The sequence below is a fragment of the Yokenella regensburgei genome, assembly GCF_051486985.1.
GTDB lineage: Bacteria > Pseudomonadota > Gammaproteobacteria > Enterobacterales > Enterobacteriaceae > CBFFRJ01.
Genome location: NZ_JAHVDV010000010.1, coordinates 47,384 through 61,441 on the forward strand (window position 1 = coordinate 47,384; position 14,058 = coordinate 61,441).

Genomic DNA, 14,058 nt, shown 5'->3' on the forward strand with positions numbered 1-14,058 from the left:
GAAGGTTGTATTAACCAGATAGCAGGGCATCGCCCAATGACAGAAATCAAGAGGAATCAATTATGGGTATTTTTTCTCGTTTTGCCGACATCGTGAACGCCAACATCAACTCACTGCTGGAGAAAGCGGAAGATCCGCAGAAGCTGGTGCGTTTAATGATCCAGGAAATGGAAGACACGCTGGTGGAAGTACGTTCTACCTCAGCCCGCGCGCTGGCGGAGAAAAAGCAGCTTACCCGCCGCATTGAGCAGGCGAATGCGCAACAGGCCGAGTGGCAGGAGAAAGCCGAACTGGCGCTGCGTAAAGATAAAGACGATCTGGCCCGCGCCGCGCTTATCGAGAAACAAAAAGTGGTCGCTATCATCGACACGCTCGAACAGGAAGTGACGCTGGTAGATGAAACCCTGACGCGCATGAAAAAAGAGATTGGTGAGCTGGAAAATAAACTCAGCGAAACCCGTGCACGCCAGCAGGCACTGACGCTCCGTCATCAGGCGGCAAACTCTTCTCGCGACGTTCGCCGTCAGCTTGACAGCGGCAAAATTGATGAAGCGATGGCACGCTTTGAATCTTTCGAACGCCGTATCGATCAGATGGAAGCTGAAGCGGAAAGTCACGGTTTTGGTAAACAAAAATCGCTGGATCAACAGTTTTCTGAACTGAAGGCTGACGATGAAATCAGTGAACAACTGGCACAGCTCAAAGCAAGAATGAAACAGGATAACCAGTAATATTTTTTGTGCGGCATCGGGAGATGCCGCCCCATCATTCCCTGTAAGGAGTACACATGAGCGCGCTTTTTCTGGCCATTCCCCTGACGCTTTTCGTCCTGTTTGTTCTACCGGTCTGGCTATGGCTGCATTACAACAATCGCTCAGCTCAGGGCCAGCTGTCTCAAGGTGAGCAGCAGCGCCTGGTTCAACTGACCGATGACGCAAGGCGCATGCGCGAACGCATTCAGGCGCTGGAAGACATTCTCGATGCGGAGCACCCCAACTGGAGAGATCGCTGATGGCAGGATTACCATTAAATAAAAAACTTTGGCGCATTCCACAGCAGGGCATGGTCAAAGGCGTTTGTGCTGGTGTCGCCCATTACCTGGACGTGCCGGTTAAACTGATTCGCCTGATAACCGTGCTGGCGATGCTGTTTGGGCTCTTTTTCCCGGTGCTGGTGGTTTATATCATCATGACCTTTGTACTCGATCCTATGCCGGCGCATTTTACCGAAGAAGAAAATGCTCCCACCAGCGGCGAGCTATTAGAAAGGGTCGATAATGAATTAAAGAGCGGTGAGCAGCGGCTTCGGGAGATGGAACGTTATGTCACTTCCGATACGTTTTCACTGAGAAGTCGCTTTCGACAGCTTTAACCAAGAGGTATCGCATCATGGCGAAATGGCAACAGACAGCGCAAAAGATGAAACCGGGCGTGAAACTCGTCGGCAAAATGGCCCTCCTGGCGGCGCTGCGTTTCGGCCCGGCAGGGGTGGCGGGTTGGGCGGTGAAATCCGTTGCCCGCCGCCCGGTTAAGTTACTGCTGGCGTTCGCTCTGGAACCGTTACTGAACCGGGCTGCGGGCAAAATTTCCCGACGTTTTAACAAATAAAGACGCGCCAGCAGATTTGCGCCAGCCGAGACAAAAATGGCGGCGTGAAAGGCGTATAGTTCTCCAGGGAGTTAATCAAACTAAGGAAAGAAAAATGTTAAAACAGATGCTAATTGCCATTACCTTTGCCAGCAGCACGCAGGCCTTTGCCGCTGAACAGTGGGTCGATGTTCGGGTGCCGGAACAGTTTCAACAGGAGCACATTCAGGGCGCGGTTAATATCCCCTTAAAGGATATTCAGGCCGGACAGGTTCACTCCCTGTCCCGCGATGACACCCTTTATCTTTACTGCAATTCTGGTCGTCAGGCGACGCTGGCGCAGGAAAAATTGCAGCAGTTAGGTTATCAGCATGTCATTAACAAAGGCGGCATGAACCAGCTAAATATGCCCACCATTAAATCTCAATAATACTTTACGGCGTGGTACCTGGCCCCCGGGCACCACGCTGAATAACCGCACAACACGCCCTGCCTGAATGATTTAGCCTGAAATAATCGGTGGTAAAAGGTATCCCTCATCGCCGGGAAGATAACAATTTCATCACATTTCTATTTATTTTGCAGCAGCTCACAAATACGCATTTTTCCAGCTAGAAACCTTATTTTCTCAGCGGGTAACCCCTGTTGGCTGATTGACAGTGTATTTTACGAAGAGTAATCTCGCTGCGCATGGGACCGCTACCACGGAAAGGCGAAATGAATCCAAAAATAAAAGGATGTTTAAATCAGGTCTATGGCGAAGCATTTACTTCCGCGCATTTCGATGCGCTTAACAGCCGATTAAATGCATCACGTAAAAATATTTCTAAAAGACGAAAAGGGCATTGGGATGAGAGTGATGTCGTTCTTATCACCTATGCCGATCAATTCCATGAACAGGATCAGAAACCGCTTGCGACATTCAACCAGTTTTATCGTCAGTGGCTGCAGGCTATTTTTTCGCATGTGCATCTGCTGCCTTTTTATCCGTGGTCGTCAGACGACGGTTTCTCAGTTATAGATTATCATCAGGTCGCTTTGGAAACCGGCGGGTGGGATGATATTGAGGAACTGAATAAATCCAGTAAGCTGATGTTTGATTTCGTCTGTAATCATATGTCGGCTAAAAGTGAATGGTTCAAAAAATACTTAAACCAGGAGACTGAATTTGAAAATTTTTTTATCACTCACGACCCAACAATTGATCTCAGCGGCGTAACGCGCCCCCGCACTTTACCTCTTCTGACGCCTTTTACTTTTAAAGACAAATCCACGCGCTACGTGTGGACAACCTTCAGCGATGATCAGATAGACCTGAATTACGCAAACCCCAATGTCCTGCTGGCAATGGTGGATGTGCTGTTAAGCTACCTTGAAAAAGGGGCTGATTATGTGCGTCTCGATGCCGTAGGGTTCATGTGGAAAGCGCCGGGAACATCCTGTATCCACCTTGAACAGACCCATCAACTGATAAAGTTATTCCGCGCCATTGCTGACGATGTCGCACCGGGTACGGTTATCATTACGGAAACGAACGTCCCGCATAAAGATAATATTTCGTACTTTGGTAATGGCCGGGATGAAGCACAGATGGTTTACCAGTTTTCCCTTCCACCTTTAGTGCTTCATGCGGTACAGCGGCAGAATGTCTCCTCATTATGCCAGTGGGCGCAGACGCTCAAACTGCCTTCAACCGACACCACCTGGTTTAACTTTCTGGCATCACACGATGGAATTGGACTTAATCCACTGCGTGGCCTCTTACCGGAAGAGGAAATAGTCAAACTGGTTGCCGAGTTACAACAGCAGGGGGCATTGGTTAACTGGAAAAACAATCCGGACGGTAGCCGAAGCCCCTATGAAATTAATGTGACCTATATGGACGCGTTAAGCCCGCGGGATGCCAGTGATGACGAACGATTCGCGCGATTTTATCTTGCTCATGCACTGTTACTCAGCTTTCCTGGCGTACCAGCAGTTTATATTCAAAGTATGTTGGGTTCACGCAACGATTATAATGGTGTGGAGCAACTGGGTTATAACCGGGCAATTAACCGCAAAAAATATCAAAGCGATGCGATTGAAGCAGAATTAATGGATTTGGATACGCTGCGCTCTCGGGTTTATAATGCGCTGGCACGCCTGATTGTTATCCGGCGTGATAATAAAGCCTTTCACCCTGACAGCCATTTTGAAATTAATGATATCGCGCCTGCCGTCTTGCAAATTATACGCACTGCGGAAACAGGCGAGAAGCTTATCGCCTTATTTAATGTGAGCAGTCAACGTCAGATATGTCGTGTTGATATTGGTGCCGGGTTTGATTTGTTGAGCGAAACGACGCTTTCTGATGAAGAATTAACGCTGCACCCCTGGCAGGTTATGTGGATTAAATAATAAAAAGGAAATTCTCATGCTTAAAACTCACGTTGTGCTGATCTCAGCACTGGTTTCCTGCGCTCTGTTATCTGGATGCAAGGAAGATAAAAAATCTCATGTCTCAATTGAATTTATGCACTCTTCTGTAGAACAGGAGCGCCAGGCCGTCATTTCTCAATTAATTGCCCGCTTCGAAAAAGAGAATCCTGAAATTAGCGTCAAACAGGTGCCGGTTGAAGAGGATGCCTATAACACTAAAGTCATCACGCTTGCGCGCAGTGGATCCTTACCCGAAGTCATTGAAACCAGCCATGACTACGCAAAGGTGATGGATAAAGAGGCACTTATCGACAGAGAGGCGGTGGGAAGAGTGATTGGTACGGTAGGGGAGAATGCCTTCTATGACGGCGTGCTGCGTATTGTCCGAACTGAAGATGGTACTGCCTGGACCGGCGTCCCGGTCAGCGCCTGGATTGGGGGCATCTGGTATCGCAAAGATGTTCTGGAAAAAGCCGGTCTGGAGAAGCCGAATAACTGGCAGCAGTTACTGGAGGCCGCGCAGAAGCTTAACGACCCGGCCCATAAAAAATACGGCATTGCCCTGCCGACGGCAGAGAGCGTACTGACCGAACAGTCCTTCTCGCAGTTTGCGTTATCGAACCATGCCAACGTCTTTGATGCGCAGGGTAAAATCACCCTAAATACCCAGGAGATGACCGAGGCGCTGGATTATTACCGATCACTGGCGGCCTATACGATGCCGGGGTCTAACGACATCATGGAAGTGAAAGACGCTTTCATGAACGGCACCGCACCCATGGCCATCTATTCCACCTACATCCTGCCTGCCGTGATTAAAGAAGGCGATCCGCAAAACGTCGGATTTATGGTTCCCACCGAAAAGAGCTCCGCCGTTTACGGCATGCTGACCTCACTCACCATCACCGCGGGCCAGAAACAGGATGAGACGGATGCCGCAGAGAAATTTGTCGCCTTTATGGAGCAGGCAGACAACATCGCCGACTGGGTGATGATGTCGCCGGGCGCAGCGCTGCCGGTCAATAAAGCGGTGGTCGATACCGTGACCTGGAAAGATAACGACGTCATCAAAGCCCTGGGTGATCTGCCAAACCAGTTGATTGCTGAGCTGCCTAACATCCAGGTGTTTGGCGCCGTCGGCGATAAAAACTTTACCCGCATGGGCGATGTGACCGGATCGGGTGTCGTGAGCACCCTGGTGCATAACGTCACGGTAGGCAAAGCCGATCTTTCAACGACTCTCAAGGCAAGCCAGAAAAAACTGGATGACCTCGTTGAACAGCGCTAATGGGAAAGTGGGAAACCGTGATGAACAGGTTCTTTTCTGGTCGATCTGATATGCCATTCGCCATGCTGCTGCTGGCGCCCAGCTTGCTGTTGCTTGGCGGGCTGGTGGTCTGGCCAATGATATCCAATATCGAAATCAGTTTTTTACGTCTGCCGCTGAATCCGCGCATCGAATCGACGTTTGTGGGATTGAGCAACTATATCCGCATCCTCTCCGACCCGGGATTCTGGCACTCGTTGTGGATGACGCTCTGGTATACCGCGCTTGTCGTGGCAGGGAGTACCGTACTGGGATTAGGCGTGGCGATGTTTTTTAACCGCGAGTTCCGTATGCGAAAAACGGCGCGCTCGCTGGTAATCCTCTCGTACGTAACGCCTTCTATTTCACTGGTGTTTGCCTGGAAGTACATGTTTAACAACGGCTACGGTATTGTGAACTATCTCGGCGTCGACCTGCTTCATCTCTACGATCAGGCGCCGCTATGGTTTGATAATCCCGGCAGCAGTTTTGTGCTGGTAGTGCTGTTTGCCATCTGGCGCTATTTCCCGTACGCCTTTATCTCCTTTCTGGCTATTTTGCAGACGATTGATAAATCCCTGTATGAAGCCGCTGAGATGGATGGTGCCAACGCATGGCAGCGTTTTCGTATCGTGACTTTGCCCGCCATTATGCCGGTGCTGGCTACGGTGGTAACGCTTCGTACCATCTGGATGTTCTATATGTTCGCCGATGTTTATCTGCTTACCACCAAAGTCGATATTCTCGGGGTCTATCTCTATAAAACGGCGTTTGCATTTAATGACTTAGGTAAGGCCGCGGCGATTTCAGTTGTGCTCTTCGTCATTATTTTCGCTGTTATCCTGCTGACCAGAAAACGGGTGAACCTCTATGGCAACAAATAAACGCGCGCTCAGACGCACTGGCTTCTATTGCGGTCTCTTCGTCTTTCTGTTCATCACGCTGTTTCCCTTCTTTGTGATGCTGATGACGTCGTTTAAGAGCGCGAAAGAGGCGATTTCACTGCATCCCACGCTGCTGCCACAGCAGTGGACGCTGGAGCACTATATCGACATTTTCAATCCGTTGATTTTTCCGTTTGTCGATTATTTCCGTAACAGCATGGTCGTCTCCGTGGTGTCGTCATTTGTCGCGGTATTTCTCGGCGTGCTGGGGGCATATGCCTTATCCCGCCTGCGTTTTAAAGGGCGGATGACTATTAATGCCAGCTTTTACACGGTGTATATGTTCTCCGGCATCCTGTTGGTAGTGCCGTTGTTCAAAATCATCACCGCGCTGGGAATTTATGATACCGAAATGGCGCTGATCGTCACCATGATCACCCAAACGCTACCCACTGCCGTTTTTATGCTGAAAAGCTACTTCGACACCATTCCGGAAGAGATAGAGGAGGCGGCAATGATGGATGGATTAAGCCGCTTGCAGATCATCTTTCGCATCACCGTTCCACTGGCAATGTCCGGTCTGGTTTCGGTTTTTGTTTACTGCTTTATGGTGGCCTGGAATGACTATCTGTTTGCGTCGATTTTCCTTTCCAGCGCCAGCAATTTCACCCTGCCGGTCGGCCTGAACGCGCTGTTCAGCACGCCGGACTATATCTGGGGACGCATGATGGCGGCGTCGCTGGTGACGGCCCTGCCGGTCGTCATTATGTATGCGCTTTCCGAACGTTTTATTAAGAGTGGCTTGACCGCAGGCGGCGTGAAGGGCTGAAGCGGCCAGTTTAATCAAGGAGTGATAAATGAAAAAGTTAGTTGCCGTAGAACCGCGTGTTGCTGCGCTGGTGGAGTATGAAGATCGCGCGCTTTCAGCCAACGAAGTGAGGATCCGTGTGCGCTTCGGTGCGCCGAAGCACGGCACCGAGGTGGTCGATTTTCGCGCTGCCAGCCCATTTATTAATGAGGATTTCAACGCCGAGTGGCAGATGTTTATGCCTCGTCCTGAAGGCGCGCCGCGCGGGATTGAGTTTGGTCAATTCCAGCTTGGCAACATGGTGGTGGGAGACATTATCGAATGCGGCAGTGACGTCACGGATTATGTCGTGGGCGATTCTGTTTGCGGTTACGGCCCGCTCTCTGAAACCGTCATTATTAATGCCGTCAACAACTACAAGCTGCGCAAGATGCCAGCGGGCAGCAGCTGGAAAAATGCTGTTTGCTACGATCCGGCGCAGTTTGCCATGAGCGGCGTGCGTGATGCCAACGTCCGCGTTGGCGATTTCGTGGTTATTGTGGGGCTGGGGGCCATCGGCCAGATTGCGGTACAGCTGGCGAAAAAAGCTGGCGCCTCTGTTGTGATTGGCGTCGATCCGATTAGCCATCGTTGTGATATTGCCTGCCGTCATGGCGCCGACGTCTGTCTCAATCCGATCGGCACCGACGTGGGTATGGAAATCAAGAAGCTGACCCAGCGGCAGGGTGCCGATGTAATCATCGAAACCAGTGGTCACACGGATGCGCTGCAGTCGGCGCTGCGCGGCCTGGCCTACGGCGGCACCATCTCCTACGTTGCCTTTGCCAAACCCTTCACGGAAGGCTTCAACCTGGGTCGTGAAGCGCACTTCAATAACGCCAGAATCGTCTTCTCGCGTGCGTGCAGCGAACCTAACCCGGACTATCCACGCTGGAGCCGCAAGCGCATTGAAGAGGCCTGTTGGGAGCTATTGATGAACGGCTACCTCGATTGCGACGAGATAATCGATCCCGTCGTTCCTTTCGCCAATAGCCCGGAAAGCTACATGCAGTATGTCGACCAGCACCCGGAGCTGAGCATCAAAATGGGCGTCACGTTTTAACCAAAGGAATGCAGAAGATGAAAATTGGAACACAGAACCAGGCCTTTTTTCCGGAAAATATTCTGGAGAAGTTTCGTTATATCAAGGCAATGGGATTTGATGGCTTTGAAATTGATGGCAAGCTCCTGGTCAATCACCTGGAAGAGGTGAAAGCGGCAATAGCCCAAACCGGCCTGCCGGTGACCACCGCCTGTGGCGGCTATGACGGCTGGATTGGCGATTTTATTGAAGAGCGTCGTCTTAACGGTTTACAGCAAATAACCCGCATCCTTGAAGCACTGGCGGAAGCAGGCGGTAAAGGCATCGTCGTACCCGCCGCCTGGGGCATGTTTACTTTCCGCCTGCCGCCAATGACGTCACCCCGGAGTCTGGCAGGCGATCGTAAAGCGATCAGCGACTCGCTGATCTACCTGGATAAGGTCGCAGAACGCACCGGAACGGTGGTCTATCTGGAACCGCTCAACCGCTACCAGGACCATATGATCAACACCCTCGCTGACGCGCGCCGCTATATCGTGGAAAACCAGCTGCAACACGTGCAGATCATCGGTGATTTCTACCATATGAACATTGAAGAGGACGATATAGCGCAGGCGCTGCATGAAAACCGCGATCTGCTCGGCCATGTGCACATTGCGGATAACCATCGTTATCAGCCGGGTAGCGGCTCGCTGAATTTCAGCGCACTCTTTGACCAGTTGCGTCAGGATAACTATCAGGGGTACGTGGTCTACGAAGGTCGCGTAAGAGCGGATAACCCCGCCGAAGCGTATCGTCAGTCGCTGGCCTGGCTGCGTACCTGCTAAGAGGGATCCCGTGAAAAGTGCAACGATAACTTCGCCGCTGCGCGTCGCCATTATCGGCGCCGGGCAGGTGGCGGATAAGGTTCATGCTTCTTACTACAGCACACGTGCGGATCTGCAACTGGTGGCTGTCTGTGACAGCCGTCTGGAGCAGGCCCAGGCTTTCGCGCACAAATACGGAATACCACTGATCCGGGACGATGTTCAGGCGATGCTACTTGAGGCGAAGCCGGACATCGTCAGCGTCTGTTCCCCTAATCGTTTTCACTATGAACACGTCATGCAGGCCTTAAAAGCTGGTTGCCACGTCATGTGCGAGAAGCCACCGGCTATGTCACCCGACGAAGCGCTGGAGATGCGTAATACCGCGCGACGGATGAATAAGGTTCTCGCTTATGACTTCCATCACCGTTTTGCGCTGGATACGCGAATACTGCGTGAAAAGGTAATGGATGGTGCACTGGGTGAAATCTACGTGACGAACGCCCGTGCCTTGCGTCGATGTGGCGTACCTGGCTGGGGCGTGTTTACCAGTAAAGCGTTACAGGGGGGAGGCCCGCTCATTGATATTGGTATTCATATGCTGGATGCCGCCCTGTATGTGCTGGGATTCCCGGCGGTAAAAGGCGTTTACGCCCACAGTTTTCAAAAAATAGGCACACGCAAGAAAAGCGGGCAGTTTGGTGAGTGGGACCCCGCCGCTTACTCCGTGGAAGATGCCTTATTCGGCACTATTGAATTTCGCAATGGCGGCATTCTGCGCCTTGAAACCTCATTCGCGCTCAATATTCCTGAGCAGTCCATCATGAACGTGAACTTTTGTGGTGAAAAAGCGGGCGCAACGTTATTTCCCCTTCAAATCTATACCGACAACGACGGGCAACTGGACGTGCAGTTTCAGCGCGAGGCGGCGGACGATAATCGCCATTTTCAAAGTATGAAAGCCTTTGTCGATCACCTTTACGGCGAACCCATTGCGCTGGCTGATGCGGAGCAAGGCTTCCTTATCCAGCAGTTGGTAGCCGCGCTTTATCAGTCCGCTGAAACAGGAAGATATGTGGAATTATGAATAAGCCAGTAAAGCTGACTGAGCCGGCCTTTTGCCTCCACAGTCTTAATAAATATGCCTCGTTGATGACCACGGGTAATGGCTATATGGGCATCCGTGCTACTCATGAAGAAGCCTACACTCAGCAGACACGCGGAATGTATCTGGCTGGTCTTTACCACCGGGCAGGTCAGGATGAAAGCACCGAACTGGTCAATCTCCCGGACGTGGTGGGGATGGAACTTACCCTTAATGGCGAGGTTTTTTCCCTGCAACGCGGTGTTATTGAAAGCTGGCGGCGAGAGTTAGATGTCGCCACCGGGGAACTGTCACGCGCGGTAATCTGGCAATCGCCAGACGGGGCAAGGTTTGCGCTGGAAAGTCGGCGCTTTGCCTCGGTTGAGAAGCTGCCCTTACTGGCACTGGAGGTGTCCATAACCCCTCTGGATGCGGATGCCAGCATATCAATCACCACCGGAATCGATGCCACCATGACCAATCATGGTCGCCAGCATCTTGATGAAGTGCAGGTGCGGGTCTTTGGTCAACATCTTTTACAGGGCATTTACCGCACCCAGGACGGACGAAACGATGTCGCCATCTCCTCTTATTGCCATCTCGATGGCGACGTCCAGCGTAGTTTTACCGCAAAGGAGCGCCGTCTGCTGCAGCACAACAGCGTGCATGCACGGGCCGGGCAGCGTATCACCCTGCAGAAGATCAACTGGATTACGTGGACAGAGGAGCGTCTGGTCTCAGTTGAGACCTGGGGTAAACAGTCGCTGGCAAAACTTGAAGCCAGTGTGCAGCAGGGTTACGACGCGTTGCTGGAGGAATCTGCTAACAACTGGGGTGAGTGGTGGAAACGCAGTCGCGTAGAGGTGACCAGCGTCGCCGCCACCCGGGATCAGCAGGCGCTGGATTTTGCGCTTTACCAGCTTCGGGCCATGACCCCAGCTCACGATGAACGCAGCAGCATAGGGGCTAAGGGGCTGACGGGGGAAGGGTACAAAGGTCATGTTTTCTGGGATACCGAGGTGTTTCTGCTGCCGTTTCACCTGTTTACCCGCCCGGATATCGCCCGACGCCTGCTGCGCTACCGCTGGCATAATTTGTCTCAGGCCCGGGAAAAAGCCCGTCGCAATGGCTGGCAGGGGGCACTGTTTCCGTGGGAGAGTGCGCGTAGTGGTGAAGAAGAGACGCCTGAGTTCGCCGCCATTAACATCCGCACCGGGCTGCGGCAGAAAGTGGCCTCAGCGCAGGCGGAACACCATCTCGTGGCCGACATCGCGTGGGCCGTGGTGAGTTACTGGCATGCCACCGGCGATATGGGCTTTATGGCTCATGAGGGAATGGCGCTACTGCTGGAGACGGCGATGTTCTGGATCAGTCGTGCCGTAATGGTGAAGGGGCGGCTGGAGATCCACGATGTTATTGGCCCGGATGAATACACTGAGCATGTGAACAATAATGCGTTTACCAACTACATGGCTTACTACAACGTCGAGCAGGCACTCTGGTTCGCGCGCTTTCTGAAGTGCAGTGACGAAGCCTTTATCCACCGCGCCGGGCACTTTTTACAGCACCTGTGGCGACCCGAGCCAGGGGAGGATGGGATCCTGCCTCAGGATGACGCCTTCCTCAGCAAGCCCACCATTGACCTGGCGAAATATAAAGCGAACGCCGGCAAGCAGACCATTTTACTGGATTATTCACGGTCTGAAGTCAATGAGATGCAGATCCTGAAGCAGGCGGATGTGGTCATGCTGGCCTACATGTTGCCCGAGCAGTTTAGCCGACAGGCGTGCCTTGCGAATCTGCGTTTTTATGAACCGCGAACTATTCATGACTCGTCGCTGAGCAAAGCGATTCACGGCATTGTGGCCGCACGCTGTCAGGAGCGTGAGATGAGCTACAGATTCTGGCAGGAGGGGGCACTTATCGATCTTGGTGTCGATCCGCACAGTTGTGATGACGGTATTCATGCTGCTGCAACCGGCGCTATCTGGCTGGGGGCAATCCAGGGATTTGCCGGAGTGAGCGTACGCCACGGTGAGCTGCATGTGGATCCGGTTTTACCGGTGCACTGGCAGAGTCTGAGGTTCCCTCTTTGCTGGCAGAACAGCGATCTGCTCATCACCATAAATGAAACGGAGATACGGATTAACGCCGGGGCGGTAGTGCATCTTTGGGTCGAGGGAAAAAAACGCATCCTCCAAAGGGGGGATACTGTCATTCAACGCGCATTTTTTTCGCTTGATAATGGGACCGCTACCACATGGAGGGGAGACGAATGAAAAAGCAACCACAGGCCATTATTTTTGATCTGGACGGTGTCATTACCGATACCGCACACCTGCATTTTTCTGCATGGCGGCAAATTGCCGGCGATATCGGCATTGAGATAGATGAAGCATTTAACGACACCCTAAAAGGGATCAGTCGCAGCGAATCACTCAGACGCATCCTGCAGTACGGCGCTAAGGAGAGTGCATTTAGCGAGGAGGCAAGGGCCGCTCTTGCTGCCCGCAAAAACAGCCTCTATGTCGGGTCGCTCAGGCAATTAACGGCGCAGTCGGTACTGCCCGGTATTCGTGAACTGCTCTCCACCTTAAAAGCGTTAACGATCCCGACTGCTCTGGCGTCGGTATCGCTCAATGCGCCTGCGATTGTGCAGGCCCTGGAACTCGACACTTATTTCGATTTTTGCGCCGATGCAGCTCAAATCAGCCATTCGAAACCGGATCCAGAAATTTTTCTCGCCGCCTGCAAAGGCCTTGGGGTGGATCCACGTGACTGTATCGGGGTAGAGGATGCGCAGGCAGGGATCGACGCTATTAATGCCTGTGGCATGCGTTCCGTGGGGATTGGCCGGGGGCTCATTCATGCAGATTTACTGCTTTCAGGGACCGAATTACTGACGTGGCCGCGCTTATCGGCTTTCTGGCAAAACGACAAGTAAGGGATTCAATATGGCACAGCTTTCTTTGCAACATATTCAAAAAATATACGATAACCAGGTACAGGTCGTGAAAGACTTCAATCTGGAAATTGAAGACAAAGAATTTATTGTTTTTGTCGGGCCGTCAGGCTGCGGAAAATCAACCACATTGCGCATGATTGCCGGGCTCGAAGAGATCAGCGGCGGCGATTTACTGATAGATGGTAAGCGAATGAATGATGTACCGGCCAAATCACGCAATATTGCGATGGTGTTTCAGAATTATGCGTTATATCCGCATATGTCCGTCTACGACAACATGGCTTTTGGCCTGAAGATGCAGAAAATCAGCCAGCAAGTCATTGACGAGCGGGTTAACTGGGCAGCGCAAATCCTGGGGCTACGTGACTACCTGAAGCGTAAGCCCGGTGCGCTCTCCGGTGGTCAACGTCAGCGTGTGGCGCTGGGGCGGGCGATTGTCCGTGAAGCGGGGGTATTCCTGATGGATGAACCTCTGTCCAACCTCGATGCCAAACTGCGAGTGCAGATGCGGGCGGAAATCAGCAAGCTTCATCAGAAGCTTAACACCACCATGATTTATGTTACCCATGATCAAACCGAAGCCATGACCATGGCGACGCGCATTGTCATCATGAAGGCCTGTATTATTCAGCAGGTTGGTGCACCTAAAGACGTTTATAATCACCCGGCAAATATTTTTGTCGCAGGTTTTATTGGCTCACCCGCAATGAACTTTATTCGCGGCACGATTGATGCAGACCAGTTTGTTACGGAAACCCTTAAATTAACAATTCCGTCATCCATGCTGAGTGCATTAAAGACGCGCGGATATGAACATAAAGCCGTAATCATGGGTATTCGTCCCGAGGATATTCATCCTCGGCAAGATAATGTTCAAGGTGTGATAGCAAAAATAAGTGTTGCCGAATTAACGGGTGCAGAATTTATGCTTTATACCACTGTTGGGGGGCACGAACTGGTTGTTCGTGCCGGTGCAATGAATGATTTTCATGCGGGGGATACTATTCAGATTCATTTTGATATGGAAAAAAGCCATTTCTTTGATGCTGAGTCCGAGATTGCAATTCAATAATTTCACACTCCACAAACGCCTGTTTTCGGAGTGAGGTGCATTTTTTAG

General features: G+C 51.7%; 15 protein-coding genes. All 15 read left to right on the forward strand.

Annotated features, from left to right (window positions below; all coding sequences use genetic code 11):
• Positions 1-62: 62 nt before the first annotated feature.
• The 15 genes from pspA to KXR87_RS09405 all read left to right on the forward strand — a co-directional run bounded on the left by pspA (position 63) and on the right by KXR87_RS09405 (position 14,010).
• On the forward strand, positions 63-731 hold the full coding sequence (gene pspA, locus KXR87_RS09335; protein WP_437431989.1) for a phage shock protein PspA: 669 nt from the start codon (positions 63-65) through the stop codon (positions 729-731).
• 56 nt (positions 732-787) lie between these two features.
• Positions 788-1,012, forward strand: coding sequence for an envelope stress response membrane protein PspB (gene pspB / locus KXR87_RS09340; protein WP_437431990.1), 225 nt, complete (start codon positions 788-790; stop codon positions 1,010-1,012).
• On the forward strand, positions 1,012-1,371 hold the full coding sequence (pspC, locus tag KXR87_RS09345; protein ID WP_437431991.1) for an envelope stress response membrane protein PspC: 360 nt from the start codon (positions 1,012-1,014) through the stop codon (positions 1,369-1,371). Before pspB ends, pspC begins: the two co-directional genes overlap by 1 nt.
• Positions 1,372-1,385: 14 nt before the next feature.
• Positions 1,386-1,607: a phage shock protein PspD gene (gene pspD / locus KXR87_RS09350; protein WP_437432070.1), complete on the forward strand. Its 222-nt coding sequence runs from the start codon at positions 1,386-1,388 to the stop codon at positions 1,605-1,607.
• A 94-nt stretch (positions 1,608-1,701) separates the two neighbouring features.
• On the forward strand, positions 1,702-2,016 hold the full coding sequence (gene pspE / locus KXR87_RS09355; RefSeq protein WP_437431992.1) for a thiosulfate sulfurtransferase PspE: 315 nt from the start codon (positions 1,702-1,704) through the stop codon (positions 2,014-2,016).
• Between the two features lie 260 nt (positions 2,017-2,276).
• The gene (locus KXR87_RS09360; RefSeq protein WP_437431993.1) at positions 2,277-3,983 is read left to right on the forward strand and encodes a sugar phosphorylase; all 1,707 of its coding nucleotides are present in this window, start codon (positions 2,277-2,279) and stop codon (positions 3,981-3,983) included.
• A gap of 16 nt (positions 3,984-3,999) precedes the next feature.
• Complete coding sequence (locus KXR87_RS09365; RefSeq protein ID WP_437431994.1) at positions 4,000-5,292, forward strand: ABC transporter substrate-binding protein; 1,293 nt, start codon at positions 4,000-4,002, stop codon at positions 5,290-5,292.
• Positions 5,293-5,312: 20 nt separating this feature from the next.
• Positions 5,313-6,194 (forward strand): carbohydrate ABC transporter permease, encoded by an 882-nt coding sequence (locus KXR87_RS09370; RefSeq protein WP_437431995.1) that lies wholly within the window; start codon positions 5,313-5,315, stop codon positions 6,192-6,194.
• Positions 6,181-7,023, forward strand: coding sequence for a carbohydrate ABC transporter permease (locus KXR87_RS09375; protein WP_437431996.1), 843 nt, complete (start codon positions 6,181-6,183; stop codon positions 7,021-7,023). Before KXR87_RS09370 ends, KXR87_RS09375 begins: the two co-directional genes overlap by 14 nt.
• A gap of 28 nt (positions 7,024-7,051) precedes the next feature.
• Positions 7,052-8,104 carry a zinc-dependent alcohol dehydrogenase gene (locus tag KXR87_RS09380; RefSeq protein WP_437431997.1) on the forward strand — a complete coding sequence of 351 codons (1,053 nt, stop codon included), beginning with the start codon at positions 7,052-7,054 and terminating at the stop codon, positions 8,102-8,104.
• Positions 8,105-8,121: 17 nt separating this feature from the next.
• Positions 8,122-8,910 (forward strand): sugar phosphate isomerase/epimerase family protein, encoded by a 789-nt coding sequence (locus KXR87_RS09385; RefSeq protein WP_437431998.1) that lies wholly within the window; start codon positions 8,122-8,124, stop codon positions 8,908-8,910.
• Between the two features lie 10 nt (positions 8,911-8,920).
• Positions 8,921-9,976: a Gfo/Idh/MocA family protein gene (locus tag KXR87_RS09390; protein ID WP_437431999.1), complete on the forward strand. Its 1,056-nt coding sequence runs from the start codon at positions 8,921-8,923 to the stop codon at positions 9,974-9,976.
• Positions 9,973-12,252: a glycoside hydrolase family 65 protein gene (locus KXR87_RS09395; RefSeq protein ID WP_437432000.1), complete on the forward strand. Its 2,280-nt coding sequence runs from the start codon at positions 9,973-9,975 to the stop codon at positions 12,250-12,252. The genes KXR87_RS09390 and KXR87_RS09395 overlap by 4 nt, the downstream gene beginning before the upstream one ends.
• The gene (gene pgmB, locus KXR87_RS09400; protein WP_437432001.1) at positions 12,249-12,917 is read left to right on the forward strand and encodes a beta-phosphoglucomutase; all 669 of its coding nucleotides are present in this window, start codon (positions 12,249-12,251) and stop codon (positions 12,915-12,917) included. Before KXR87_RS09395 ends, pgmB begins: the two co-directional genes overlap by 4 nt.
• A gap of 10 nt (positions 12,918-12,927) precedes the next feature.
• Positions 12,928-14,010, forward strand: coding sequence for an ABC transporter ATP-binding protein (locus KXR87_RS09405; RefSeq protein WP_437432002.1), 1,083 nt, complete (start codon positions 12,928-12,930; stop codon positions 14,008-14,010).
• Positions 14,011-14,058: the final 48 nt, after the last annotated feature.